The 25,534-nt window shown below is 38.6% G+C and carries 26 protein-coding genes; 9 read left to right on the top strand and 17 right to left on the bottom strand.

The annotated features are described in order from the left end of the window. Positions 1-43: 43 nt before the first annotated feature. Complete coding sequence (asnB, locus tag KI338_RS06490) at positions 44-1,870, bottom strand: asparagine synthase (glutamine-hydrolyzing) (RefSeq protein ID WP_212920194.1); 1,827 nt, start codon at positions 1,868-1,870, stop codon at positions 44-46. A gap of 102 nt (positions 1,871-1,972) precedes the next feature. Then, complete coding sequence (gene rlmN, locus KI338_RS06485; protein ID WP_212920193.1) at positions 1,973-3,040, bottom strand: dual-specificity RNA methyltransferase RlmN; 1,068 nt, start codon at positions 3,038-3,040, stop codon at positions 1,973-1,975. 199 nt (positions 3,041-3,239) lie between these two features. Here rlmN and KI338_RS06480 point away from each other — a divergent pair, with 199 nt between their 5' ends. Further along, complete coding sequence (locus KI338_RS06480) at positions 3,240-4,256, top strand: LLM class flavin-dependent oxidoreductase (RefSeq protein WP_212920192.1); 1,017 nt, start codon at positions 3,240-3,242, stop codon at positions 4,254-4,256. A gap of 383 nt (positions 4,257-4,639) precedes the next feature. Here KI338_RS06480 and KI338_RS06475 read toward each other — a convergent pair whose 3' ends face one another. From KI338_RS06475 to KI338_RS06455, 5 genes are all read right to left on the bottom strand, one after another. Further along, positions 4,640-5,281 (bottom strand): pentapeptide repeat-containing protein, encoded by a 642-nt coding sequence (locus tag KI338_RS06475; RefSeq protein ID WP_212920191.1) that lies wholly within the window; start codon positions 5,279-5,281, stop codon positions 4,640-4,642. Positions 5,282-5,419: 138 nt separating this feature from the next. Continuing rightward, positions 5,420-6,025: an NAD(P)H:quinone oxidoreductase gene (wrbA, locus tag KI338_RS06470; RefSeq protein ID WP_212920190.1), complete on the bottom strand. Its 606-nt coding sequence runs from the start codon at positions 6,023-6,025 to the stop codon at positions 5,420-5,422. 87 nt (positions 6,026-6,112) lie between these two features. Next, entirely contained in the window at positions 6,113-7,126 is a 1,014-nt protein-coding gene (locus KI338_RS06465) for a C45 family autoproteolytic acyltransferase/hydrolase (protein WP_212920189.1), read from the bottom strand. After that, positions 7,127-7,879, bottom strand: a complete 753-nt coding sequence (locus KI338_RS06460; protein WP_212920188.1) for a MerR family transcriptional regulator — start codon at positions 7,877-7,879, stop codon at positions 7,127-7,129. A 253-nt stretch (positions 7,880-8,132) separates the two neighbouring features. Next, the gene (locus tag KI338_RS06455) at positions 8,133-8,645 is read right to left on the bottom strand and encodes a DUF3231 family protein (RefSeq protein WP_212920187.1); all 513 of its coding nucleotides are present in this window, start codon (positions 8,643-8,645) and stop codon (positions 8,133-8,135) included. Positions 8,646-8,814: 169 nt separating this feature from the next. On the opposite strand from KI338_RS06455, the gene KI338_RS06450 reads away from it, so the two are divergent. After that, entirely contained in the window at positions 8,815-9,444 is a 630-nt protein-coding gene (locus KI338_RS06450) for an NUDIX hydrolase (RefSeq protein WP_212920186.1), read from the top strand. 26 nt (positions 9,445-9,470) lie between these two features. On the opposite strand, the gene KI338_RS06445 is transcribed toward KI338_RS06450, so the two are convergent. Together KI338_RS06445 and KI338_RS06440 are read right to left on the bottom strand one after the other, a co-directional pair. Next, positions 9,471-11,402 (bottom strand): ATP-dependent DNA helicase, encoded by a 1,932-nt coding sequence (locus KI338_RS06445; protein ID WP_212920185.1) that lies wholly within the window; start codon positions 11,400-11,402, stop codon positions 9,471-9,473. Positions 11,403-11,710: 308 nt separating this feature from the next. Continuing rightward, positions 11,711-12,190 (bottom strand): PaaI family thioesterase, encoded by a 480-nt coding sequence (locus KI338_RS06440; RefSeq protein ID WP_244853439.1) that lies wholly within the window; start codon positions 12,188-12,190, stop codon positions 11,711-11,713. Positions 12,191-12,333: 143 nt separating this feature from the next. Here KI338_RS06440 and htpX point away from each other — a divergent pair, with 143 nt between their 5' ends. Then, positions 12,334-13,212 (top strand): protease HtpX, encoded by an 879-nt coding sequence (gene htpX, locus KI338_RS06435; protein ID WP_212920183.1) that lies wholly within the window; start codon positions 12,334-12,336, stop codon positions 13,210-13,212. Positions 13,213-13,336: 124 nt separating this feature from the next. Next, entirely contained in the window at positions 13,337-14,008 is a 672-nt protein-coding gene (locus KI338_RS06430; protein WP_212920182.1) for an SIMPL domain-containing protein, read from the top strand. 58 nt (positions 14,009-14,066) lie between these two features. Here the strand turns inward: KI338_RS06430 and KI338_RS06425 are convergent, their stop codons facing one another. After that, on the bottom strand, positions 14,067-14,834 hold the full coding sequence (locus tag KI338_RS06425) for a hypothetical protein (RefSeq protein ID WP_212920181.1): 768 nt from the start codon (positions 14,832-14,834) through the stop codon (positions 14,067-14,069). Positions 14,835-15,069: 235 nt separating this feature from the next. Between KI338_RS06425 and KI338_RS06420 the strand changes: the two genes are divergently transcribed. Next, positions 15,070-16,131: an NAD(P)/FAD-dependent oxidoreductase gene (locus KI338_RS06420; RefSeq protein WP_212920589.1), complete on the top strand. Its 1,062-nt coding sequence runs from the start codon at positions 15,070-15,072 to the stop codon at positions 16,129-16,131. 42 nt (positions 16,132-16,173) lie between these two features. Here KI338_RS06420 and KI338_RS06415 read toward each other — a convergent pair whose 3' ends face one another. Continuing rightward, entirely contained in the window at positions 16,174-16,932 is a 759-nt protein-coding gene (locus KI338_RS06415) for a hypothetical protein (protein WP_212920180.1), read from the bottom strand. Between the two features lie 245 nt (positions 16,933-17,177). Next, positions 17,178-17,321, bottom strand: a complete 144-nt coding sequence (locus KI338_RS06410) for a hypothetical protein (RefSeq protein ID WP_212920179.1) — start codon at positions 17,319-17,321, stop codon at positions 17,178-17,180. A gap of 207 nt (positions 17,322-17,528) precedes the next feature. Between KI338_RS06410 and KI338_RS06405 the strand changes: the two genes are divergently transcribed. Beyond that, the gene (locus KI338_RS06405; RefSeq protein WP_212920178.1) at positions 17,529-18,179 is read left to right on the top strand and encodes a glycoside hydrolase domain-containing protein; all 651 of its coding nucleotides are present in this window, start codon (positions 17,529-17,531) and stop codon (positions 18,177-18,179) included. Between the two features lie 73 nt (positions 18,180-18,252). Here KI338_RS06405 and KI338_RS06400 read toward each other — a convergent pair whose 3' ends face one another. Continuing rightward, positions 18,253-19,908 carry an FAD-binding dehydrogenase gene (locus KI338_RS06400; RefSeq protein WP_212920177.1) on the bottom strand — a complete coding sequence of 552 codons (1,656 nt, stop codon included), beginning with the start codon at positions 19,906-19,908 and terminating at the stop codon, positions 18,253-18,255. Between the two features lie 246 nt (positions 19,909-20,154). Between KI338_RS06400 and KI338_RS06395 the strand changes: the two genes are divergently transcribed. Together KI338_RS06395 and KI338_RS06390 are read left to right on the top strand one after the other, a co-directional pair. Then, positions 20,155-20,748 carry a sigma-70 family RNA polymerase sigma factor gene (locus tag KI338_RS06395; protein WP_212920176.1) on the top strand — a complete coding sequence of 198 codons (594 nt, stop codon included), beginning with the start codon at positions 20,155-20,157 and terminating at the stop codon, positions 20,746-20,748. Continuing rightward, a complete protein-coding gene (locus tag KI338_RS06390) occupies positions 20,741-21,535 on the top strand; it encodes a hypothetical protein (RefSeq protein WP_212920175.1) in 795 nt (264 codons plus the stop codon). The genes KI338_RS06395 and KI338_RS06390 overlap by 8 nt, the downstream gene beginning before the upstream one ends. A gap of 97 nt (positions 21,536-21,632) precedes the next feature. Here KI338_RS06390 and KI338_RS06385 read toward each other — a convergent pair whose 3' ends face one another. The 4 genes from KI338_RS06385 to KI338_RS06370 all read right to left on the bottom strand — a co-directional run bounded on the left by KI338_RS06385 (position 21,633) and on the right by KI338_RS06370 (position 23,982). Next, positions 21,633-21,836: a CDGSH iron-sulfur domain-containing protein gene (locus KI338_RS06385; protein ID WP_212920174.1), complete on the bottom strand. Its 204-nt coding sequence runs from the start codon at positions 21,834-21,836 to the stop codon at positions 21,633-21,635. 67 nt (positions 21,837-21,903) lie between these two features. Then, positions 21,904-22,830 (bottom strand): fumarylacetoacetate hydrolase family protein, encoded by a 927-nt coding sequence (locus tag KI338_RS06380; RefSeq protein WP_212920173.1) that lies wholly within the window; start codon positions 22,828-22,830, stop codon positions 21,904-21,906. A gap of 93 nt (positions 22,831-22,923) precedes the next feature. Then, complete coding sequence (locus KI338_RS06375; protein ID WP_212920172.1) at positions 22,924-23,508, bottom strand: GNAT family N-acetyltransferase; 585 nt, start codon at positions 23,506-23,508, stop codon at positions 22,924-22,926. 54 nt (positions 23,509-23,562) lie between these two features. Then, a complete protein-coding gene (locus tag KI338_RS06370) occupies positions 23,563-23,982 on the bottom strand; it encodes a VOC family protein (RefSeq protein WP_212920171.1) in 420 nt (139 codons plus the stop codon). 419 nt (positions 23,983-24,401) lie between these two features. On the opposite strand from KI338_RS06370, the gene KI338_RS06365 reads away from it, so the two are divergent. Then, a complete protein-coding gene (locus KI338_RS06365) occupies positions 24,402-25,235 on the top strand; it encodes an N-acetylmuramoyl-L-alanine amidase (RefSeq protein ID WP_212920170.1) in 834 nt (277 codons plus the stop codon). Positions 25,236-25,534: the final 299 nt, after the last annotated feature.

Genomic DNA, 25,534 nt, shown 5'->3' with positions numbered 1-25,534 from the left:
TGACAAACTTTTAGTCAGCCCTTTTTCATTGGTTAAATGTATATTATATCTCGGTATCCTCTATATAAATTTTATGCCATAGCATAAAGACTAGAACAGTCCATATTTTACGAGCATGGTCGCGCTTATGGGTAACGTGCTCCTCCAATAAATGCTTCACATAGGATTTATTAAGATAATCTTCAGTCTGACTATCATGAATGATTTGTTTTGCCCATTCAACTAGCTCTTCTCGTAACCATTTACGGATTGGGACTGGAAATCCTAGTTTTCTACGATGTACAACATGTGGAGGAACAAATTCTGTCGCTGCTTTTCGGAGGATTGCTTTTGTCGTTTTATCTGTTATTTTACATTCAACAGGTATTTTTCTAGCTACTTCAAATACTTCTTTGTCTAAAAAAGGGGTTCTAAGATCTAATAGATGAGCTGCTGTCATTCGTTCGGCTTTTACTAAAATATCTCCGGGAAGCCAAGTATGAATATCAATATACTGCATTTGTTGTGTGGGATGCTGTCCTTCTACATGAGCAAATAATTCCTCCGTAATGTGCAGGTAAGATTGTCGTGGGGATCGTTTCGAAACCAGTATTAGTTCCTTCTCCTTCTCTTCAAATATTTTAGCGTTTCCAATATATCGTTGGTTTAGTGGTGTTGTTCCTCTTTGTAAAAAGCTTTTCCCAACCATTCCATCCGGTAATATATTCGAAAGCCAGTGAATGATTCTTTGTAAGGGATTTGGAATATAATTAAATAGCTTTAACGATTCAAATTCACGATAAATATTATAGCCACCAAATAACTCATCTGCCCCTTCACCAGATAGGACCACCTTCACATAATTACTAGCCTCTCTTGCTGCAACATAAAGTGGAACACAAGCAGGGTCTGCAAGTGGTTCCTCCAGGAGCTTGATAACAGTTGGCAGGACATCAATGTATTCCTGTGGAGTAATGGTATACGAGATATTCTCAACGCCAAGGACCTCCGCGGTTTGTTGTGCAATGGAGAGCTCAGAATAATCTTCTTCTTCAAATCCAACAGATACCGTTTTGATTTCCGGTTGAATTTGCCTTGCAATACTAGCTAGTAGACTTGAGTCAATTCCACCCGATAAAAAGACACCAGATGGCACTTCAGCAGGTAAATGAACCTTTACAGAATCAATTAAAGCCTCTTGAATCCGGTTAATAATCATATTTTCATTTCCATAGACAGGTTTCAGTGTTGCATGAAAATAGCGGTGTTTTTCCACCGGTTTATCCATCTTTTTAATAAAGTAATGACCGGGGGCAAGGGAAAGGATTCCCTCTGTCAACGTGACTGATGGCGGTACATATTGAAAGGATAAATAATCGGCTAGTGCTTGCTCATGAAGGGGTAATTTGCCTATATATGTTGTAATTGGTTGTTTCTCAGAAGAAAACAGAAAACTCTCTTGATCATAGTAATAAAGAGGCTTGATTCCAAATGGATCCCTCGCTCCATAAAGTTTTTTTTCTTCTTTATCCCATATGATCATAGAAAACATGCCCCTAATTTCTCGGAAGGAACCAACACCATATTCTAAAAATAGCGTTGCGATGACCTCCTCATCAGAGGTTGTAGCAAATGTATAGTTCCTATTTTCAAGCAATTGCCGTAATTGCTTTCCATTATAAATTTTCCCATTCCATATAAGAACATATCGATTATTTCCAAAGATAAGCGGCTGGTCGACTTGATCTAAATAGCCTAAAAGGCCAAGCTGAATGTGTTCATTCTCAAAGACATTCAAGTCATCGTTCTTTGTATTGTCGAAAGCATTGCCTCCCTGCTCTACATTCCTCCCATTTTCTTCTAGCTTTAGAACACCGAAAAATCCAACCATACTAATTACCCCTTTTTAAAAATAGACATTTTTTATTTTTGGTAATATAGTATTCCAAGAAAAAAAGACTGACTCATAAACTTGAATCAATCTTTTTTTGTTCTATCCAATTTGTTGTTTTCTAATTTGCTTACTTCTTAACTGGCCACAAGCTGCATCAATATCTGCACCATTTTCCCAGCGAACACCACTGTTAATTCCGTGCTTTTTTAAGGTCTCATGAAAGGCTTGAATAACCGCAGTATCACTTCGCTTATATTCACTATGCTCAAGAACCGTATTATATGGAATTAGGTTAACATAAGATAGATGGCGCTTCTCTTTTAATAATTTCGCAAGCTGTAATGCTTCTTCCTCATGATCATTTATATCCTTTAGCATGATATATTCATAAGTAATACGACGATTTGAATTTTCTAGGTAATAGTCAACAGCTTTCATAAGCTTTTCTATTGGGAATGCCTTATTGATTTTCATAATGCGAGTTCTTAGTTCGTTGTTTGGTGCATGTAAGGAAATGGCAAGATTGACCTGTAAGCCAGTATCCGCAAACTCATAAATTTTGTGTGCTAAGCCACTTGTTGAAACCGTAATATGGCGTTGGCCAATTTTGAGTCCTTTTTCATCATTGATAACGTTAATAAAATTGAGTAGGTTATTAAAGTTATCAAATGGCTCTCCAATACCCATGACAACGATATGACTAACACGTTCATCATTTCCTTGTTCATCTAAATGCTTTTGCACCTTCATAATTTGTTCGACAATCTCACCACTCGTTAAGTCACGGCTCTTCCTTAGCAAGCCACTGGCACAAAATGTACAACCAATATTACAACCAACCTGTGTAGTTACACATACGGATAGTCCGTAATTAAATCGCATTAATACTGTTTCAATTAGGTTTCCATCTGTTAGTTTAAAAAGAAATTTTATCGTACCGTCCTTTGACACTTGTTTAATTTCTTCTGCTAACGTTTCAATTACAAAATTTTCTTCAAGGAGTGCAATAGTCTCCTTATTTACGTTTTTCATATCGGAGAAGCTGTGGACACGCTTCTTATATAACCAATCCCACACCTGATCTGCACGGAAACGTTTTTGTCCGTTTTCCGTTAGCCATTCTGTCAATTGATCCATTGTTAACCCGTAAATGGATGCTTTTGTCATTATTCTCATCTCCAAAAATCTATAGTAAGCTGGTTTATCCAGTAATAGCTTTGCCTAAATCACTTTACTATCATACTTGATTCAAATGGTATGCGCAAACTAATTTTTGTATCATGAGCTCTAAGCGGAAAACTGGACTCTTATGGCCAAAATAATTATCATTGCTTATTAAGGATTGCAACTGAAAGGAGTTCAATTTATGAAATCTAAAACAGCAAAAAACTTTAAACATATACCTTTATCGGTTCTCGACCTTGCACCTATTACAGAAGGTAGTAATGCTAGTGAATCGTTCAAAAATAGTGTGGATTTAGCACAGCACGTGGAAAAATGGGGCTTTAATCGCTATTGGTTAGCAGAGCATCATAATATGCCTGGTATCGCAAGCTCTGCAACCTCTGTCGTGATAGGCCATATAGCTGGTGCAACCAATACAATGCGTATTGGTGCTGGTGGTGTGATGCTCCCAAACCATGCAACACTAGTAATTGCTGAACAATTCGGTACCCTTGAAGCGATGTACCCGGGGCGAATTGATTTAGGCTTAGGAAGGGCACCTGGGAGTGATCAGGCAACGGCCTATGCATTGAGAAGAACATTAAATATGAGTGTAGAAGATTTTCCAATGCAAGTAAATGAATTACAGGATTATTTTTCGGATGAACCTATTTCAAGAGTAAAAGCTATCCCTGGTCAAGGAGCAAAGGTTCCATTATGGTTACTAGGTTCAAGTGGCTTTAGTGCACAATTAGCAGCACAAAAGGGATTACCATTTTCCTTCGCTAGCCACTTTGCACCAGCTTATTTACATCAAGCCTTGAAGCTATATCGAGATAATTTTAAACCATCAGAAGTACTAGAAAAACCATATGTTATGTTGGGAATAAACGTTATAGCAGCAGATACAAATGAAAAAGCTAAATTCATTGCTACTTCTCAGCAGCAGCAATTTTTAAGCTTGCGTAGGGGTAATCCTGGGAAATTGCAGCCTCCTGTTCATAATCTAGAGGAATTATATTCCCCTATGGAAATTGCTGCTGTAATGGAATCACTCGATCCCAAAACAACCATCGTCGGGGACAAGGAAGCCGTACACAGAGGATTAGAAAGCTTTATAGAGGAAACAAATGCAGATGAGCTAATTATTGGATCACAAATATTCCATCATGAGGACCGCTTACGTTCCTATGAGATTGTAGCGGAAATGATGGATTAATGTTCTGAAGAAGAAGCTTGGTGCAAAAGTATATATATGAAAACCCGATTAATTGTTTAATCTAAATAACCGCTTCGGAAATATACTTTTCTTTAATTCCAGTACAAGGTAGACATCTGCTCGAAAACCTTCGCAGTGTCTACCTTGCTGCTTGGTGGTTGTTGTGCATCAGACAGACAGACAGATCTTCAGCCATAGAGGTGTTACCACAAAGTTCTCCTGGGCGAGTTATCACAGTCCAAGGATGGGGCTCTCTTCATCATCAACCTTCTATTTTCGCACTTTGAGGTCCCACCGTTGTTGTTCCTCTCGTCAAAGTCTCCGTGCCAAAAAGCAATTTTTTTCTCTTTTAATGAATCCGTTTAGGTATAGCCCATCCTCTTCTATTCATCCTTAATCTCTAACCCTAGAAGTCTTGCAAACCCTATTGCTTGTTCCGTAGAAACAATGCAACCTTGCATGCTTTCCGGTGATACTTGTAATCTATCAAATTTACAGGTAGTTAAATCCACACCAGTTAACTTAGTATTTGCGAAATTCGCCTCTTCGATATCACATGTATCAAGTGCAACCTTTTGAAATTTGCACTCATAGAAGTCACTGTTCTTTATCGTGCACTCCGTAAACCTTACCTGTTTTAATTTGGAGTAACCGAATGCACTAAGATTCAATTGACAATTATCAAAAACAACATTACCTAATGACGAATCTGGCATCATAACGCCTATCATTTTTGAATTTTTAAATTCTACACGGTGAATGCTGCCTTTACTGAAGTCAATATTCGATAAATCACAATGATCAAAGACACAGTCGGTCAATTCAATATTGGTAAAATCAGTTCCTTCAAAGGTTACACGATCAAATATTACTTGATCAAAAGCAATGCGGTCCGTATCGTCCCGAGTAATCACACAATCTCTATAGATACAATAATCATAATAGCCATTTTCCTTTATGGTAAACCCTACTTCAGGCAATTCATGTGGCAGCTTTGGCTTATCTATTTTAAATCCTTTTACCATTTCCTTATCCCCTTTTTCGGTTCTTTTTATTAAGTATAATCTATACAGATCTGCAACGCATGGAGTAGCTGCTCAAATTACTTATTTCAACCAAAGAAAAACGGCATTAGATCCCCAACGCCGTTTAACTGTGAGTGTTTATTCGCCAACTATTTTCTTTGCAATTTCAATCGTACGTTTTGCTTGATGCTCTACAGCTCCCTTTACATCCTCTACCATCTTTCCATCCTGCCCCTGTGATACACTTGTTCCATATGGATTTCCTCCTGCACCAAAGAGAACCTGATCTGTATATCCAGGTGGTACAAGGATGGCTCCCCAATGCATCATCGCGGTGTACAGTGAGAGGATGGTAGCCTCTTGTCCACCATGTGCATTCTGTGCAGAGGTCATCGCACTAACTACCTTGTTCACGGTTTTTCCAGATGCCCACAATCCACCCTGGGTGTCAAGAAACTGTTTCATTTGTGATGCCATAACACCAAAACGGGTCGGTACACTAAAGATGATCGCATCTGCCCATTCAATATCAGCTGAAGTAGCTTCAGGAACATCTTTTGTTTCCTCTACATGTGCCTTCCAAGCTGGATTTGAAGCAATTGCCGCTTCTGGGGCAAGCTCAGGTACTTTCACGACCTTTACCTCTGCACCTACTGACTTTCCTGCTTCTTCTGCCCATCTTGCCAACTGATAGTTTATACCGGTAGAACTGTAGTAAATAACCGCTAATTTAACCATATACATTTTCTCCTTTTTAGGTTACATTTCTTTATCGCTTCTATTATCTGTAAAAATTCCTAGTTTAAACCTATAACCTAAGAAAAAAGAGCCTTACATAATATTAATTTTTCCAATTAAATGACCCCCTACCTTACATTCCCCTTCTAACCATTTAGCTAGCGAAAACCTTGTTGGCTCAGCATTTCCACCAACACCAACAATGACCTCCAGTGAATTAGGTAAATAAACAACTGTATGTAATGTTCCAAAAAAATGGTGATAATCTTGAAAAAATAAAGGAGAGTCTTCCTTATTAAACTCATAGTAAATATGTGCGGGGTCATGATGTAGTTCAGTTAGTTCTTGGAGAGTTTTTTTACGGGAGATAGAACTCTTTATATAATTTCTATTTTTATCCTTTAAATGTTTTGATTCAAAATGATTTGTACATTGCAAAGTATCCAGGTATTTCACAACCTGTTTTTCTGGGGATGCCTCCACGATACATTTATTCCCGCTTTTATCCATCAGGGAGAAGTTATAGCAATAGCCATGAGGAATTCTATTTAATAATTCTGTTGCTTCGGTGACATCTTTACATTGGTCTAGTACAATACGGACAATGTTCGTTCCCAAAAAGCCATTTCCCTTATACCCTTCATTGACAAGATGTAAACCGACCACAAGCCCATGTTCATTCATTCCATCTAATCTGCCAATCATTTGTTGGCTAAATCCAACACTCGCATATCCTTCTGTTGCGTTATGGAAAATAAAGCAAGCATCGTACAATTTCGGGCTAAAGTCATAATTTCTAGCATAGTAATCGTCTTTTGCAATAGCTGAACAGCCCATTGGAGGTATTTCTGTATTATAGCCACTAAATATTTTCAAGGCAGTGTCTTGGTCTATTCCTAATCCATTTGCAAGTCCTAATAATTCATTACATAGACCAGGTGAATACCTCTGTAGCAATGCTTTAGCAGTGTTAGCATCTACATCACGATTTAGCTTAGACATGTACGCAATGCTTTCATCTTTATTTGTCTCTCTACCTAATTTAATACCGATATCAACATTTGAACCAACTACTTCCTTAATATCCACCTTAAGCTCCTGATACACCTATTCCCCTCCTAGTTTCATGACAGGCATGAAAATGGTAACGGCATCCAGCTGTTCACCTTGGTACATCTCCATTATCGGTCCGGCTGGTGCATAATTATTAAGCACTATATATTTTATTAGTGATTGATAAGCGTCTTCAATTGCAGTAAAATTCCCTCGAAAATAAGTTGCTACACATAAGGATTTACTTAATTGCTCCTCTACTTCAAAAAAGGATATCTCGGATACGTCATGGTGATTAGCGATCCCAAACCCAATCATAGCGCGAACATTTTGACGACCAGATACGTGCTTCAAATAAGAATGGCTGATTTTAACGCCATGTTTTTCTAGTTCCTCTCGTCCTAACTTAAAGAACTTAGCGAACCTACCCTGCCTTTCCTCAGCGGAAAACCAAAGAATTCTTTCTGTCTCCTTTTCCATTAAGAAAATCTCCTCATTCGGATTGCTATCTAGAAACTTTAGCTGGAGATTCAGTAAGTCTAACTGTCTTCTAATCGTTTCCATCCATTTTCTTCTCATGTTTTGTCGTTCCGATTCAGCAGAAGCTACATACTGTTGAACCTCCTTTAACGGAACATTTATTAATCGTAGGCTAGCTATTAACTTGGCAAGCTCTACTTGTGCATCTGTGTATAAACGATAACCATTTTCTTTATTTCGAATTGGTACGAGTAGCGCTTTTTCCTCGTAAAAACGCAATGTACTTTTAGGTATTCCTGTTTTCTCTGAAAAAACTTGTATATTCATTAGATCCCTCAAGTTATCACCTCTCTATATATAAGATAAACCTTCAAGTAACTTGAAGGTCAAGAACAAATTTATTGAAAATAGAGGTTATCAATTTTTTAGTTTATCAAGATATCAAATGGTTTAGAGGGCTTCACCACATATTTGGCCATACTGTATAAAAAGCTGTAATAAAATAAAATGCCAGACATTTCATCTGACCATACTACCTTTTCACTTATTTTTTAAGCATACCAGCAAGCTGTATTCTTTATTATTCTTTCTCAACATTTGCCAAATGTAATGGAGGAGGTACAAGCCAGCCTTTTTCCTTATTTAATCGTAACAGCTTTGCACCGAATGCTGCTTTCTTTGTATGAATTGATCCAAACAATGTTGCAATATCTTCTCGAATCGCTTGGCCAATCATCGTACTAGCAGACACTAATCCAGCAGCAACATCTGCAGACATTTTTGCAGCTATTTCATTATCCATAAAACGAGCACCTGCTGGAATAGATTCCAAGTCAGCTGTTGGTCTTTCCGGTGGGGAAGGTGGTAGCCCTACACCATTTTCCTTAAGTAGATTTTCAATACTTTCTGTATCCTGTTTGCACTGTTCAATCGCTTCCTGAATCAATTTTCTTAGATCCCCATCACCGGTGTGGTTAAGTAATGTTTGATAAGCAGCAATCATGGACTTCCCAGTTAATACAGCAGACCATGCACCAAATACTTCACCATAATGCATTGGTTCATCCTGTGGATTTCCACTTAAAATTCCCATTATAATCCTCCTTAAAGATTAGATTTGATCAAGCTTTTGTAATCGAGTACATCATTAGATTGTCTAATAGTAAGAAAATAAAACATGAATTCACTGAATGGAAATCATTGGTTTTATGCTGCTACTCATTAGTATAATAATTAAAAGAGTGATTACCGGAGGGATGCATATGAATATAACTAATATTCTTTCCAAATTGGCAGCTAAAGAGCCCGGAATAATGGGACTTGAGAACTTCAGAAGATCATCTGTACTCATACCACTTGTTGAGGTAGAAGGGGAAGTGCATATATTGTTTGAGGTTCGTTCCATGCATATGCGGAGGCAACCTGGAGACATTTGTTTTCCAGGAGGTAGAATAGATCCTAGTGACAAAACTCCAATGGAATGCGCTATTCGGGAAACATCCGAAGAGCTCGGCATTACAAAAGAAAATATCGTCAATGTCACGCCAATTGATTATGTTGTTTCAGATATGGGCAGAATCATCTACCCCTATGTTGGACAGCTTACAGATATAAACAAAATTATCCTTAATGAAATGGAAGTCGGAGAAATATTCACTGTCCCTTTAGCCCATTTTCAAGCTACCACTCCAGATACTTACAAAGTAAAGGTCAACGTCATACCAGAGGATAATTTTCCGTTTGAATTAATTGTTGGCGGAGAAAACTACAACTGGCAGATTCAACATATAGAAGAGCTTTTCTACCGATATGAGGATAGAGTAATTTGGGGATTAACAGCGAAGATTTTAAGACACTTTTGTCAATTAATTAGTAATGAAAACCGCAGCTAATAAATAAACTGCGGTTTTCATTACCATTATTCCCAATTTATTTCTACAGGCAATACACCCATTAATTCCTTACGATACTTATTTTCTTCACTTTCCTTCATCCATATGTGAATAACTCCTTGATCCTCTCTTGTTCGGATTAAACGCCCAATTCCCTGCCGGAGTCTTAAAAGCATGTATGGTGTATCAACTTCCCTATCTGGGTCAACTGCGTGTTTTCTTTTTGCCTGAAAAACAGGATCCTTAGGCGGGAATGGAAGAGAGGTAATAATCACCTGTGATAATGCCTCACCTGGTATATCAAGCCCTTCCCATAGGTGATAGGCGCAAAGGATTGATTCCTTCCTGTTCTGGAATTCTTTTATTATTTCACTAATTTCCTGATCACCCTCATAGAAAATCTCAACTGGCAATGATCTGCTGTTCGCCCAGCTTCTAAAGTGATTCATTTCAGCCACATTAGAAAATAACACAAGGGTACTCCCATTATTTTGGAGAATTTGTTTTTCCACCTTTGTCCATTTTTCATCGGTGTCATATTCAATATGTCCAAATAGCTTCATTTGCTCTTCATAGTCAAAAGGTGACTCCACTGAAAAAGATTGATAGGATTCGATACCAAGACTTTTCGCTAAATAGGAAAAATCCCCACCCTGTGATAGCGTTGCTGAAGAGAAAACAATTGGTATGTCCTTTGAGAAAACCTCGTTTTTTAGGACATCCTCTACTAATCGCGGCATTAATACAAGGGTTGTAGATGCTTTATTTTCTTCTAGCCAGAAAATACCCTCATTGTCCTTTAGAATTATAGAAAGTCCATGGTGATAAAACTCCAAATATTCTTCAATGATTCTTAGATGATATTCATCGATGGTAAACATTTCCGCATCAAATACAAGCTGATCTAGAAGCTTTTCCACCTTTTCAAAAAGCGTAGATACTAACCTTCTCATTTCACTGGTCAAATCGACTTCCTTCCGATTCGAACCTGTAACCGCTATTGCAGATTGACCTAAGGAGTAGAACCAATCCTCATGTAAGGTAATAATATCTTCAATTAAGTAGAGTGATTCCTCACGTACATCTTGTCCCATATAACCAGTAAGGACGTTTTGTAGTGTTTCAGAGTTAAAGCGATAGGTAAGACCCTTTTGCGCAGAAAACTCGAGTAAATGCCCTTCATCAAAAATAACCGTACATGCCTCTGGCAGAAGCGGTATTTGTCCTTCTCGCTTCCGTGAATCCTTCGTCCAGATATGCTCCATATAAAAATCATGCGAGCAAATAATGAGGTCCTTCGCATGGCGATAGTACTCTCGATTCAAGGTCTGACCACTACGGTGGCGAAACTCACAGGTTGCACATTGCTGTAGTGGGTCCCAGGCAATTTTTTCCCACGTTTCATCGGATACCCAAGGATACTCCTTCCTGTCTCCATAACGTTCGAATACCTTCTTTACAGCACTATTATCATAAACAAACTCAGGAATTGCATCATGAACACGAACGATAGCTTCATCCTCTGTTTCATCAACAAGCCCATCTAGCTTACGGGCACATATATAGTTTTCTCTTGCCTTTGCTAGCCTTACATCAACCGTTATACCAAGTGCCTTTTCCAGCTTTTCAATATCACCGTTTCTTTTCACGAGCTGTTCAATTAATGTCTCATCTGCACAGGATATAATTGCTGGCTTACCTTTATAGCGTGCATAGCATATCGCATATATTAAATAAGCAAACGTTTTACCGGTACCAACACCCGCTTCAGCAAAGACGGTGCTCCTGTCCTTAAAGGCCTTTTCCAGCTGAAAAGCCATGTAAATCTGTTCATCGCGAACTTCATATCCCTGTTCAGGTAACACATCATAGAAAACATCCCCGACATAATCACCAAGCTTGTCAAAGAAGTTTTCCGTTTTTGCCACCTGAAATGGTAACCCATTACTATTCGTCATACATTTCCCTCTTTTTCAATTCAACATACGACTAATTCTACCATGCTCTGGCTATATTTATTCAAAAAATGCCTATTGAATGGCCTATGGGTTCAAATTCCAAAGACAAAAAAGAATACCTTCCTAAGTAGCTGGCTCAAGAATCCTAAGTGTTGACGTTAATCTTAGAACAAACCGAACCCCAGACATTATACAAGTACCATAGGGTTCGGTGTTCAATATGCATATGCTATTATAAATAATAAAAAGTAATTTAATACTTTATGTCCAAAAGTCTTCGTGATTAAAGAATAGCTCCTAGTAGCCATTTATTCCTGTACAAAGGTCTTAGGCATGACTACAGCAATTACCTCACCAGCTACAACACATTCCTCACCTGCAAAAACTTCCGTAACAACCCTCCACTTTTTTGGATGAATCTCCTCCACTTTTCCAATGGCCTTTAATGGAACACCTTGTGGGGTTGGTTTTAGAAAATTCACCTGCAAAGACCCGGTAACGAATCGAGGTGGTTCCACTCTATCTCCTGGTTCATGGCCATTTTTTCTATGTAAGGCAAGCGATGCTGACCCGGTTCCATGGCAGTCAATGAGGGAAGCAATAACACCACCATATACAAATCCCGGAATTGCCGTATGTTCAGGGCGCGGCTCATAGATCGTTACCGTATGTTCCCCTTCCCACCCTGTTCGCAAATGAAGTCCGTCCTGATTCAATCTTCCACAACCATAGCAATACGAATAATCCTCTGCATAATCATCCTGAATCGCCTGTTTCACCTTTTCCACTTTATTCCACTCTCCCTCTAAGAATATCTTGTCTTCCCTAAACATATATATATTCCAGATGACAATAATGTCCGTTACCTTTATAATATACATAATATCTTTGCGAAAACAATTTCAAAAATTTAAAAATGAAAGGTGAGAATATGGGAAAGAGAATATTTTACTTTCTACTAACAAACATTTTAGTAGTTCTAACCATTAGTATTATTTTTAGCATTTTACCTGTTAGAGGCTATCTTACTAACAATGGAACCACCATTAACTTTACTACGCTTCTAATTTTTAGTGCTGTTATTGGTTTTACTGGTTCCTTCATTTCTTTAGCTATGTCACGCTGGATGGCCAAGAAGATGATGGGCGTTCAGATCATCGATCCAAGTGGTCTACTAAATGATTATGAAAAGGCTATTGTAGAAAAGGTTCATCGCTTATCAAGAGCAGCTGGACTAACACATATGCCAGAGGTTGGTATTTATAACTCTCCAGAAGTTAATGCTTTTGCTACTGGGCCATCTAAGAAACGTTCTTTAGTTGCTGTTTCAACAGGTTTACTTCAAGAGATGGATGATGATGCAGTGGAAGGCGTTATCGCGCACGAGGTAGCACATATTGCCAATGGTGATATGGTAACAATGACTCTTCTTCAGGGTATTGTGAATACATTTGTTGTCTTCCTATCACGTATTGTAGCCTTTGTTGCATCTCGTTTTGTGAAGGAAGAATTAGCACCAATTGTACACTTTATTGCTGTATTTGTATTCCAAATTGTCTTCTCCATTCTAGGCAGTATTGTAGTCTATGCTTACTCTAGACACCGTGAATACCATGCAGACCGTGGTGGTGCAGATCTAGCTGGAAAAGATAAAATGCGTCATGCGTTAGAAAGCTTAAAGGCGTATACAAATCGAATTAAAAGTGGGGAAGAAACCTCCATTGCTACACTAAAAATTAATAACAAGCGTAAAGCATCATTATTCTCAACCCACCCAGATTTAGATGAGCGAATTAGACGTCTGGCGTAGGACAAATTAGACCAAATCAAAAATGATTTGGTCTTTTTAGTTGCATGAAAACATAGGTTTTTCACACATTTATTACATGCTATTCATATAGTTACCATATATAATAGCCAAGAGAGGTGAAAAAATGTACTATTCATCTAGTCCAGCAAATCCACTCTTTCCTGCTCGGCAACGTGAACATAAAGTAAAGCTGTTCGGAGAGGGTTATGTTCTTGCCACTCCTGACAAAGCAACAATTTTAATAGGTGTCGTAACGGAAAGCAAAAATTTACAGGAAGCTCAGCAAACAAATGCCACAAAGACCAATACGGTCATAAATGCTTTACTAGAAAATGGAGTTCCACGCCAAAACATCCAAACCTCTGATTATCAAATTGAAATAGATTACGACTTCCAAAACGGTGTACAGGTTTTTCGTGGATACCGTATAACTAATTTACTTCAAATTACTATTGATAACATCGAAAATGTGGGGAAGCTAGTGGACATTGCAGTAGAAAATGGTGCTAACACGGTCCGGAATATCCAAATGTCCGTCTCTAATCATGAGGAACTTTATAACCTAGCACTTGCAAATGCAATTAAAAACTCCCAGGAAAAAGCAGCAATTGTTGGTGAAACACTTGGTGTCACTATTAATCAAACACCTTTTAAAGTAAAGGAAATAACTGCTAGACGCCCTGAAATTCCACGACCAATGGTGCTAGGACTTTCCACGGAAAGCGCGACTACTCCTATTGAAGCAGGACAATTTAAAATAACTGCTATGATCGAGGCTGATTATCAATTTTCATAACACATAAAGAGGACTGTTCCTTAAAGCTTAGGTGGAATAATCCTCTTTCTATTCGTTCTTAATCCTGCATATGGTGCTCAAGAAAGAATTTATCCTTATTGTCTTCAAATGGGAAAATCTTTAATTCCTTTGCTTCACTTGCATATTTTTCGAAGATTTCACTTAATATTTCATTTGGCTTTCTGCCTTCTGTATCTATGCCTAATTTTTCAGCAGAGTCATATATCTTTGCCTCGTGAATTTCCATGACAATCTCATGATGTTTCTTACCCTCTGTCTCTACACCATATTCTTTTGCTTCTTTTATCAAGATAGACCGGTTAATCTCCTTTAAAAGAGAACTTCTATTTTTACCTTCCGTTTTGATTCCTAATTCATTTGCTTTATTTTTAAGCTTGGTATCGATTACTTCCTCAGCTAAGACGTCCATTCCCTTACCGTTTGAATCGATTCCCAGTTCTTCTGCTTCCTTTTTCACCTTAGCCTGATGAATCTCAGCAGAAAGTTCCTTTGGATTTTTTCCTTCTGTCTTAATACCCAACTCCTCTGCCTTTTTCAGCAGCTTTTTTTCCCTTACTTCCTTTGCTAGCTCATTAAGATCCTTTCCTTCTGTATCAATTCCCAGCTCTTTTGCGTTGTACTTAATCCATGCCTCATGCCTTTTATGTACACCCTTTTGTGGTTCCTGGCTTTGCTCTTGCTCCTCCTTCTCCTTTTTAATAAAGTCAAACCAACCTTCGTCCATATTTTTCTCGCCAAATACGGTGGAAATTGGCCAGGAGCTGGCAAAGATAAGTGTCACAACCAATAATAATTTTCCTTTCATTACACTCGTTCCTTTCCTTATTTAGTCCGGTAATGCTATCTGTTACTATTTCCTAAAATAAAAAAAGCATGAATACTATTTTTGATAATTTTCTACAAAAAATTATCTTCATATTCCCCCTAGTCGTACTGTCAATTCTTTGTTACTCTTAATGAGAGAAGAAATCGAGAACGTTTTCAAAACGTATCCCAATACTATCAATCTAGATTTCTACCAGGGGATGGGGGTAATAATGATGAAAAACTTAGTGATACTCGGTGGCGGATATGGGGGAATCAAAGTTGCCTTAGGTGTACTTGATAAGGATTTACCGTCAGATGTAACACTCACCATTGTCGATCGGAATCCGTACCAATCCTTAAAAACTGAGTTCTACACAATTGCTGCCGGTACAGTAGCTGATCGAGAAGTTCGAAATGATTTTCCCAAGGATGATAGAATACATTATGTGTATGGAGAAATTGTAAAAATTGATACAGATCACCAATTAATTTTATTCCAGGATCGCTCTGAGCCTTTAGCATATGACTACTTAGTTGTAGCATTAGGTTGCGAAGATAATTATCATGGGATCCCTGGGGCAGATGTGTACACAGAGAGTGTACAAACCTTTTCTAGAGCACGAAAGACTGGTCTTGAGGTAGGAAACCTAAAAGCAAATGGAAAGGTCACCATTGTTGGGGCTGGTCTCAGTGGTGTTGAAGTTGCCTCCGAGATACGTGAGAGTAGAGAAGATCTAAATATTCGAATTTTAGACCGTGGGGGATCTGTATTAAGAGCATTTAACCCAAGAATTCAAGGCTATGTTGCAGATTGGTTTAACAAGAATGATGTCGAGGTGCTTCATCACGCAAATGTAGAGTACGTTGAAAAAGACGGTGTTTGTAATAACGGTGTTTGTTATGTGAATGATGTCACGATATGGACAGCAGGAGTTCGTCCTAATAAGGTCGTTCGAGAACTCCCTTTCCAGAAGGATAATCAAGAGAAGATTATTGTTAATGATTATTTCCAGGTTCCTGAACAAACCAATGTTTATATCATTGGAGATTGTGCGTCATCTATCTTTTCACCGAGTGCTCAGTTAGCTGGTATTCAAGGTGAACAGGTAGCGATAATTCTAAATGCAATCCTTCGTAATCAAGAACCGAAACAGCCGAAGGAAATTCGCCTAAGAGGAACCCTTGGCTCCCTTGGGAAAAATGATGGCTTTGGTAATATGATGAATCAAGCATTAACAGGGATCGTACCAAGACTTGTAAAATCGGGCGTCTTATGGTTGAATAAGCGGCATTAGGGGCGGAAGACTTGTAGCAAGGACTACAAGTCTTTTGTTCTTCTACTCGTCCCTTTTCTTAACCCCATCTCTTTTATGATTCATGAACATAATCTCTAATGGTTTATCTGAGCCTGATAAGAACTTATATAAAATAGATGAAGTCAATCGATAGCTTTCCTCAATTTTCTCAGCAACAAAGCTTGTTCTCTCATAAAGAATGGATCTTAAATTGCTAAGCTGACGGTACGACTTTTCCATCATGGCTTCCTGTTTTTCTAAATTATCAATGACCGTATCCTGCTTTTCATTTTGTTCTGTTATTTTGGTTGACATAGAATCATAAAGTTCCACCAGTTCATCCATCTTACCTACTAATTGTTCATTTAAATTTTCATATGCAGCAAGCTGGCCCACGATATCACGATTAGATTGATGGATTCGCGAAATTTCCTCCTTCATATCCTCTTTGACAATGGAATCATGTTGTATTATTTTTTGAAGCTCCAAGTTATTCTTTTCTAACATACCTAACCACTCCCTTGCCTGAGTCATGAAGGAATCCTGTCTTTCACTTGATTGGCTTAGTTCCTGAATCTGTTTGTTTATGCTACCCCACCGCTTATCTTCAGAATACTGATGCTTTTGAAAGGTGATTTTAAAAGACTTTAATGCACGCTCCAATGACTCATGTAATTCCTTTTGATTCGTTAAAAGCTCCCTCATATAGTCGGAATGGAAATAATCCTGATTTTGAGCTTCAATTGGCTTACTGTTCTGAAATAAATTAGGGTGAGAATTTCGATTGATATATACTCCCATAAACAATACATCTCCTATGAATAAGTTCTAAATTTCTTTTAAAAATACATATACCATCATATGAAATAAACTTAGTATACGGGACAGTTATCTATAATCCTTACTTCACAATAGATGCACATTCATTTCAAGTGGAGGGTTTGAATAGCCAACTATATCGTGTGATAGGTGGCTGAGTGATTCGATTTAATAAGGAGCAGAAAAATTTTAAGCCGATAGGAATGATACCCACCGGCCTTCACCTTCTAATCCTTCTGATTTAAATACTCATCCAGCTTCTCACCGTGAACAGAGCTATTCTTAAACTGACTTTTTCGACCATTCCTATGCTCACCATGTGTCTTATTTTCTTTAAACATATTATTAAATTCCTTACCTTTATTGACCATTTTCTTCCCTCCTTTAAAATCACCTTAGTTTTTGAGTAACCTAATAACTTATTCACATTTGTCACCATTAGAAACTATACTCCTTGTATTATTTATGTATAGTATCTCGCTTTACTTACGACAGCCCAAGATTTAACTAATCAATGACCCATCCCATTTCTCGTTCATATGATATGTAGACGAATGAAACTTAAGGGAGAAGTGTATATGGTTAATGAATTATGGGGTGTTAATTCTGCTGCAAGGGTTACACAAGACTTATATAACTGTGTGATTGAAAATCTTGGAAAACCACTATTTTGGGGACGCTTCTTAAATACGGTTCAAAATGTGTCGGATAGATTGACTGAGAGCGAAATACGTTTTCTTCGTCAGAATGGGGTTCGGATTATACCAATTTACAATGACTTCGCTTCCGCTTCTGGATACCGTAATGGAAGAGTGGCAGCTGCTAATGCTATTTTCCATGCACGCCGATTAGGCTATCCAGAAGGGAATATTATTTTTGTCAATACAGAGCGGTCATTTGAAATTGACGAAGCGTGGATACGTGGTTGGGTAGATGCCATTCGTCCAAGTGGATTCCGTCCTGGGATTTATGGCGATCCAAGCTCTGTCACATTTAATGAGGCTTACTGTACTGCGGCATCCAACAATGAAGCTGTTAGTAGACAGCTCATTTTATGGAGTCATGAACCGAAACATGGAACGACAAAAAAGAAGGATGCACCAGCATATAAACCGATAGTTCCGCCATGTATTGCCAATGTTTGGGCATGGCAGTATGGAGAAAATGCACAAGAATGTGCTGTTGATACAAATCTAATTGAACCGAAGTTGTATGAGGCCATTTGGTAAGATGTACAAAGGAAGCCTAACCATTTAACTAGGCTTCCTTCCATCGGCTAATCGTACTTTCTATTCGCTCTACCTAACCAAGCTCCTTCACTACGCTCTTTCCAGCAATACGCCCGGAAAATAGACAGCCACCTAAAAAGGTCCCCTCCAATGAACGATAACCATGCACTCCACCGCCTCCAAAACCAGCTACCTCCCCAGCTGCGAATAAGCCAGGAATTGGATTCCCATGAGAATCCAGTACTCTTGAGGATAAATCGGTTTGTAAGCCCCCTAGTGTTTTTCTACTCAATATATTTAGACGGACTGCAATTAAAGGTCCTTTTTTCGAGTCGAGGATCTTATGTGGAGTTGCTACACGAATCAGCTTATCCCCACGATACTTGCGGGCACCCCGTAGTGCTGTAACCTGTAAATCTTTTGTAAAAGGATTATCCATTTCTCGGTCTCGAGCAACAATTTGCCTCTCCACTTCCACTACATCCAATAAATTTTCACCTGTTAACTCATTCATTCTATTGACTAAATCATGTAGATTATCCGCTACAATAAAATCCTCACCCTTGTCCATAAATGCTTTGACCGGAGCAGGTGGTCCGGGCAATATTCTATTTAGCAGCTTACGAATATTTTTTTCCGTTAAATCCGGATTTTGTTCCGAGCCAGATAGAGCAAATTCCTTTTCAATTATTTTTTCTGTTAAAATAAACCAGGAATAATTATAGCCTGTTTTCATGATTGCCTCGAGTGTACCCAACGTATCAAATCCAGGGAAATTTGGTGCAGGAAATCTTCTTCCCCTTGCATCTAGCCAGATAGAAGATGGTCCTGGCAAAATACGAATCCCGTGTTCTGGCCAGATGGAATTCCAGTTCTTAATCCCCTCTGTGTAATGCCACATCCGGTCTCGATTTACAATCCTTCCTCCTGCCCTCTCGGTAATCTCTAGCATTCTCCCATCTACATGGGCAGGTACGCCAGATATCATATGGTTAGGTGGACTACCTAACCGCTTCGGCCAGTTCTTACGAATAAGCTCAAAGTTCGCTCCAATACCACCACTCGCTACAACGACTGCCTCTGCATAATATTCGAAATCACCTTCCACCTCACGTGAGCTCTCCTCTCCACGCTTTACATCGCTTGGAACAAGAACTGCACCACGAACACCAACCACTCGATCATTATCTTGAATGAAATGGTCAACGCGGTGTCTTGGAAGATAATTTACAATACCAGTTTTTATATAGTCTCTAAGTTTATTCTCAAATGGAGCCACCACACCTGGACCTGTTCCCCACACGATATGGAATCGAGGCACAGAGTTTCCATGACCATCTGCTATATATCCTCCACGTTCTGCCCATCCTACAACTGGGAAGAATCGAATACCTAAGCTATGTAACCATGCTCTTTTTTCACCAGCGGCAAAATTCACATATGCCTCCGCCCATTTTCTCCCCCAATAGTCCTCATCTTCTTCACGATCAAAGCCTGCCGTCCCTAGCCAGTCCTGCCACGCTAATTCCTTAGAGTCCTTTATCCCCATTCTCCGTTGTTCAGGGGAATCAACCAGAAATAGTCCTCCAAACGACCACCATGCTTGCCCCCCAAGCGAGCTTTCTGGTTCCTGGTCTACCAACAATACTCTTTTACCTGCATCAGCGATTTCGACGGTGGCAACCAAACCCGCAAGCCCTGCACCAACAACAATTGCATCATACTTCATCTTGTTTTGCCCCCAATTCACCTATCTCGTTATAATGCCTATCTATAATCAGTATAGTATTTCATTCAATCACGAACAATGATATGATTGAAAATTTTTAATATAAAATAAATACCGAATTACTTCTTTATTTTTTTATTTCCAAAGGAATATCTATGGTAAACTTACGATAAATAATTCTTGTATGAAACATCAAAGCAAATTATCACGTCTTATATACGAGATAGAAAGTTAGGAGGAAAAAGAGTGGGCCACTCGAAAGCTTTCCGTCCGACGTACAGTAAGGTAGACCTGGAGATATTACAAGCTAGTCCAAGCCAGGCAATTGAGACTATCATGAATACGTATGGAGATGACATTAAACGACTAGTATTTGCGTACGTCAAAAACGCTGCTGACACAGACGATGTGACACAAGAGGTTTTTGTAACGATTTATCAAAAATTGAGTACTTTTCAAGGTAATTCAACACTAAAAAGCTGGATATACGCGATAGCAATTAATAAATGTAAAGATTACTTACGGAGCTGGCATTCCCGTAATCAACGGTTACGAGAGCGACTGATACAATCCTCGCATACCTCAAAGGAGGAGAGCACTACTCCTGAAGAGAAAGCCTTGGAAAAAGATTATGCAAGCGAATTATTTCGTAAGGTTATGGAATTGCCCATTAAGTATCGAGAGGTTATTATACTGTATTATTTTAAAGAGTTTTCCACAAAGGAAATTAGCCAGGTATTAAATATGAATGAAGCAACAGTTCGTACTAGGCTAAATCGGGGACGAGAGAAACTGAAGGAATGCTTTGCTCCTGAAAGAGGTGGTGAAAGCCATGGATAAGCAATTAAAGGATTTAAAATTACAGTTTGAGCAAATACCTACAGCTTTTACAGAAAAGGATAAAGAGGCTATACGTAGTAAAATTGATAAAATCCAACAGAAACCACGGAGAAGAGAAATTCAGCTATTTCCAAAGCTATTAACAGGTTTAGTCGTCACGTTTGCTATTATTATTTTTATCGTGACAATTGATCAACAAGGTCTTTTGAGGAGTGGAAGTAGCCAATTGTCTGATAGCGCTCTCGAAAAATCATCTGATAATAAAGCAGATATGGCACAAACAGAGGCACTGGAAAGTAAAGAGGAAAATTCCATTCACGATAGTTCTACTGAGAATAAATCGTTTGGTAATGATGATAGTGTAAGAGATACGTATCATGAGTCCATTGCATTATCTGAGGAATTAACGAATATTTACCAGGAGTACAAGACAACCTTAGATGACTCTTTATTAGTGGACTTGACCCCGTTTGATGTTTTTAAGCTATACAATTATGCTAATCTACATGATGACTTAGATGTGGTATACGCCTTATATATGAAGGGTAATAATCACTACGTTCCTGACAGGGATACCTTTATGGAAGAAGCGAAAAATGATATCACGGCCAAACAGCAGATAGAAGAAAACTATAATAAAATGCTTGAGATTAATTCCTATACGGTAGTTTATCTACACGAGAATGAGGCTCTTGTCGAATACCAACTAGATGATTTGATTGGGTTTAGGCTCTACAAGGACACAGAACTTAACGTATGGAAGGTGTCCTATATGCCAATACAATAATGCTAGAAGCTACTGGCCATTGTCTTCTTACATGCTAGATTAATCCACTTTAATTAAAGAATCCGTAACCCTCATGAATCGAGGATTGCGGATTTCTTTATTTTGCACGGGGTGCACTTTCAAAGCCAATTTTCTTATGTGTCCCGTCACAAAATGGTTTATTAGAAGAATGCCCACAGCGACATAGGGAGAAGCTACTTTTGGTTTCAAATACGTTCCCCTCTGCATCTACAAGTTCTACATCACCAGTAATTCGATAAGAGCCATTATCATTTACTTTAATAATTACTTTTTCACTCATTACCTTTCCTCCTTTGTAATCGAATTATAAACAAACTTATATCATAAATACGGGTATAGCTCATACATTAATCTTCAGCTATTACTTGATTATCCATTCGCCCGATATTTTCGATCTCTACAGTTACAATATCGCCATCCTGCAAAAACTTTGGTGACTCCATCCCTAAGGCAACCCCATCAGGAGTTCCCGTCATGATAAGGTCCCCAGGCTGTAAGGTTATTAAATTAGAAATAAATTCAATTAAAAATGGAATATCATAGATTAGCTTTTTTGTATTTGAGGATTGCCTTTCGTCCCCATTCACATAGCAACGTATAGCAAGATTACTAGGGTCGCCAATTTCATCAGATGTTACCATCCATGGTCCGATTGGAGTGCTCCGATCGATTGTCTTACCTTGTAACCATTGTGGCGTTCTCTTCTGTAGATCACGAGCAGAAATATCATTACCAATGGTATAGCCTGCAATATAATCATATGCATCCTCTTTTTTTACCCTGGAAGCCGTTTTACCAATAACAATGGTAAGCTCTACTTCATAATCGAGCTTCTCCGTTAATCTCGTCTTATGTATGGCATCATCTGGGCCAATTAACGCATTCGCAAACTTTGCAAATAGCACTGGATACTCAGGAACATCACTATTCATTTCTACAGCGTGATCCACATAGTTCCTACCGACACAAATTATCTTAGATGGTTCTGGAATCAATGTGCCTAAATAAACGATATCACGAGGCAGAATGTCCACACCATCCCAATTATTCGCTAAACAATAGGTATACGCTTCCTGAACACATTCTATCGCCGGATGACCCAACCTAAAAAACGACGTGGGATCCTCTGGTATCAGGATGTCCAGTTCCTCACCATTCTTCTCTTTCCTATACCGATGATATATTTCCTGCACATCTACAATATTATTTTCTACCACTGCCCCTACTCTTAGTGGAACGTCCTGATTTTTCAATCGATAACTTACTAGTCTCATGCTACACCTCTATCATCCAGTTTCTATACCCGACTCCATTCATACCATTATTATAGGACCACTCCTATAATTTTGCCAATTTTCTTTTTATCATTAATTAAATATGCTTTTTCCTAAAGCAGTAAAGTCCTCTGCTAGTAGCGAGTAAACAATCGTATCATGATACCTTTCTCCATCAAAATCTGTTTGTCTTAGAATGCCTTCCTTTTTAAAACCAAACTTTTCTAATAGCTTTCTAGATCCCTCATTTCCGGCAAAAATATCTCCTACGAGTCTATTAAGCTCAAGGGTCTCAAAAACAAATGGAATCATTGTTTTAAGAATCTCTGTCATCACACCTTTTCCTTGATAATCCTCATGAATGACTGCGCCCATCTCTGCTTTCCTATGCCAAAAATCAAGCTTATGTAAGCGAAATTGTCCTATTAGGCTTTGACTATACTTGTCAATAATCACCCAAGGGATTTCCTGTCTATCAGCGAACTTGGTTAAGGATTTTACAATTGCTTTATGCATTTCCTCTTTGCTTCTAATAGGATTTGCAGTAATAAACCGCATCGTATTTTTATTACTCAAAATAGAAAATAATGCATATGTATCATCTATGGTTACACTTCTCAAAATATAATATTTGGTTAATAAAGTTGGAATTTCCGTTAAAAGATGTTGATCATGCATAGCTTTTCCTCCATTAATAAAGAGCTTGATGTGATTCAAGCTCTTTACCGTAACTTATTCACCTGCTGTTGAAACCTGCCATAGGACACCAAACTTGTCCTGTACTTGACCATATAGGGGGCTCCAGAAGGTTTGTTGTAAAGGCATTTCTACCTTTCCGCCTTCCTCTAGCTTAGAAAAAACCGCCTTTGTCTTTTCTGTATCGCTGATCATAATCGCTATGGATAGATGATCACCAACCTGATAAGGACTTCCAGGGTGTGTATCTGAAATCATCAATATTGATTTGCCAATTTTTAGGTGGGCATGTAAAAGACGATTCTTTGACTCCTCTGGTATAGGCATGTCCCCTTCTGGTAAATCTCCGAAGGTCTGTAAACTAATTACTTCTGCATCGAGGGCATCCTTATAGAATTGAACTGCTTCCTGGCCATTTCCGTTTGTAACGAGATATGGATTTATCTCTTGTATCAAAATTACCACTCCTTATTTATATTTCATTCCTCTCTTCATTATATACCAACTTTTGCCAAAATATGTGACTATTTAGTCTATTATTTTTTTATTACACTAACTCTATTATTCATCTATGAAAATAGTACTAAATCCTTTCGTATAATTAGCGCTTTACGAACCGTTACTTTCTTCCTTCCATGGAAATATAGATTAAGTATATTATCTCATTCTTCAGAAAAATAGAGGGTTTTGCCTATTACATCTCGAAAAGATATAAAACTAAAGAGAGGAGGGATTATTATGTGGCAATCGTTAGGACCTGATGTTCAAGACACCTCTTAGAAGAAAGCCTTATAACTGCGTTTCATAAAATAGCTTTTTTCCCACCTAAGAGGTTTCACAAATGCTTTCTATAAAAATTTAGGAGGAGATTTGTTATGAAACTATATTTAGATCCAGGTCATGGTGGTACAGACGGCGGAGCTAGTGGAAACGGGTTGTTAGAAAAAAATGTTAACCTCGATATTGCGTTACGTATTCGCAATACATTATTAAACAGCTATGATAATGTTGAAGTTCGGATGAGTCGAACAAACGACATTACAAAGAGCCTCAAGGCACGCACAGATGAAGCAAATGCTTGGGGAGCTGACTACTATTTATCCATCCATTGCAATTCCTTCAATGGGTCAGCACGAGGATATGAGGATTATATTCACAGTAATTTATCCGATTCATCTTTAACTGCTAGATACCAAGATATTCTCCATACTGAAATTACAAAACTCAATCAATTAACAAACCGCGGGCAGAAGAAGGCAGATTTCCATGTTTTACGTGAGTCTAATATGCCAGCACTGCTTACGGAGAATGGGTTTATCGACAACCCAAATGATGCAAATCTAATGAAGCAGACATCATGGCTTCAAGCAGTAGCACAAGGACATGTAAACGGGTTAGCAATAGCTTTTAACCTCCCTCCAAAACAAAATGGTGGTGGAGAGATTCTGTACAAGGTTATCGCAGGCTCCTTTACTTCAAGGCAAAATGCTGAAGAGCGTGTAGCCTACTTAAGCAGGAAAGGCATCGATTCATTTATCGGTACGGTGAACATTTCTGGAACAACCTGGTACCGAGTTCAAGCTGGAGCATTCTCCAGTCGAGAAAATGCCGAACAACGCTTGCAGCAGGTCAAAAATGCAGGAATAACAGATGCCTATATTGTTACAGAACAGAAAACAGCTAGCTTAGAGCCAATTATGAGCGAATAAAACAAGAGGATTGGCCATAACTAAAATGACCAACTAAAAGGAAGAATAATTCTGTGTTCAACGGAGGAAATATACGTAGACTCCAGCGGGAGGAAAGGCATCGGTGAGACCTCGCCGCAGGTATAGAGTTTTGAAGGCTAAGAGCGCCACGTTCTCGGACTGCCATTACTCGCCCCACCGAAAATCTTTGTGGCAACGCCTTCGTGACCGACATCCTGTCTGCTCGAGGCTCACCAGCCGCCCGCGGAAAGCCAAGTATATTTCCGGAGCGAGTCTTTACACGAACCTAATTATTTAAT

It is taken from the genome of Ornithinibacillus bavariensis (genome assembly GCF_018333235.1).
Lineage (GTDB): Bacteria > Bacillota > Bacilli > Bacillales > Amphibacillaceae > Ornithinibacillus > Ornithinibacillus bavariensis.
This window is presented reverse-complemented; position numbering and strand designations above follow the sequence as displayed.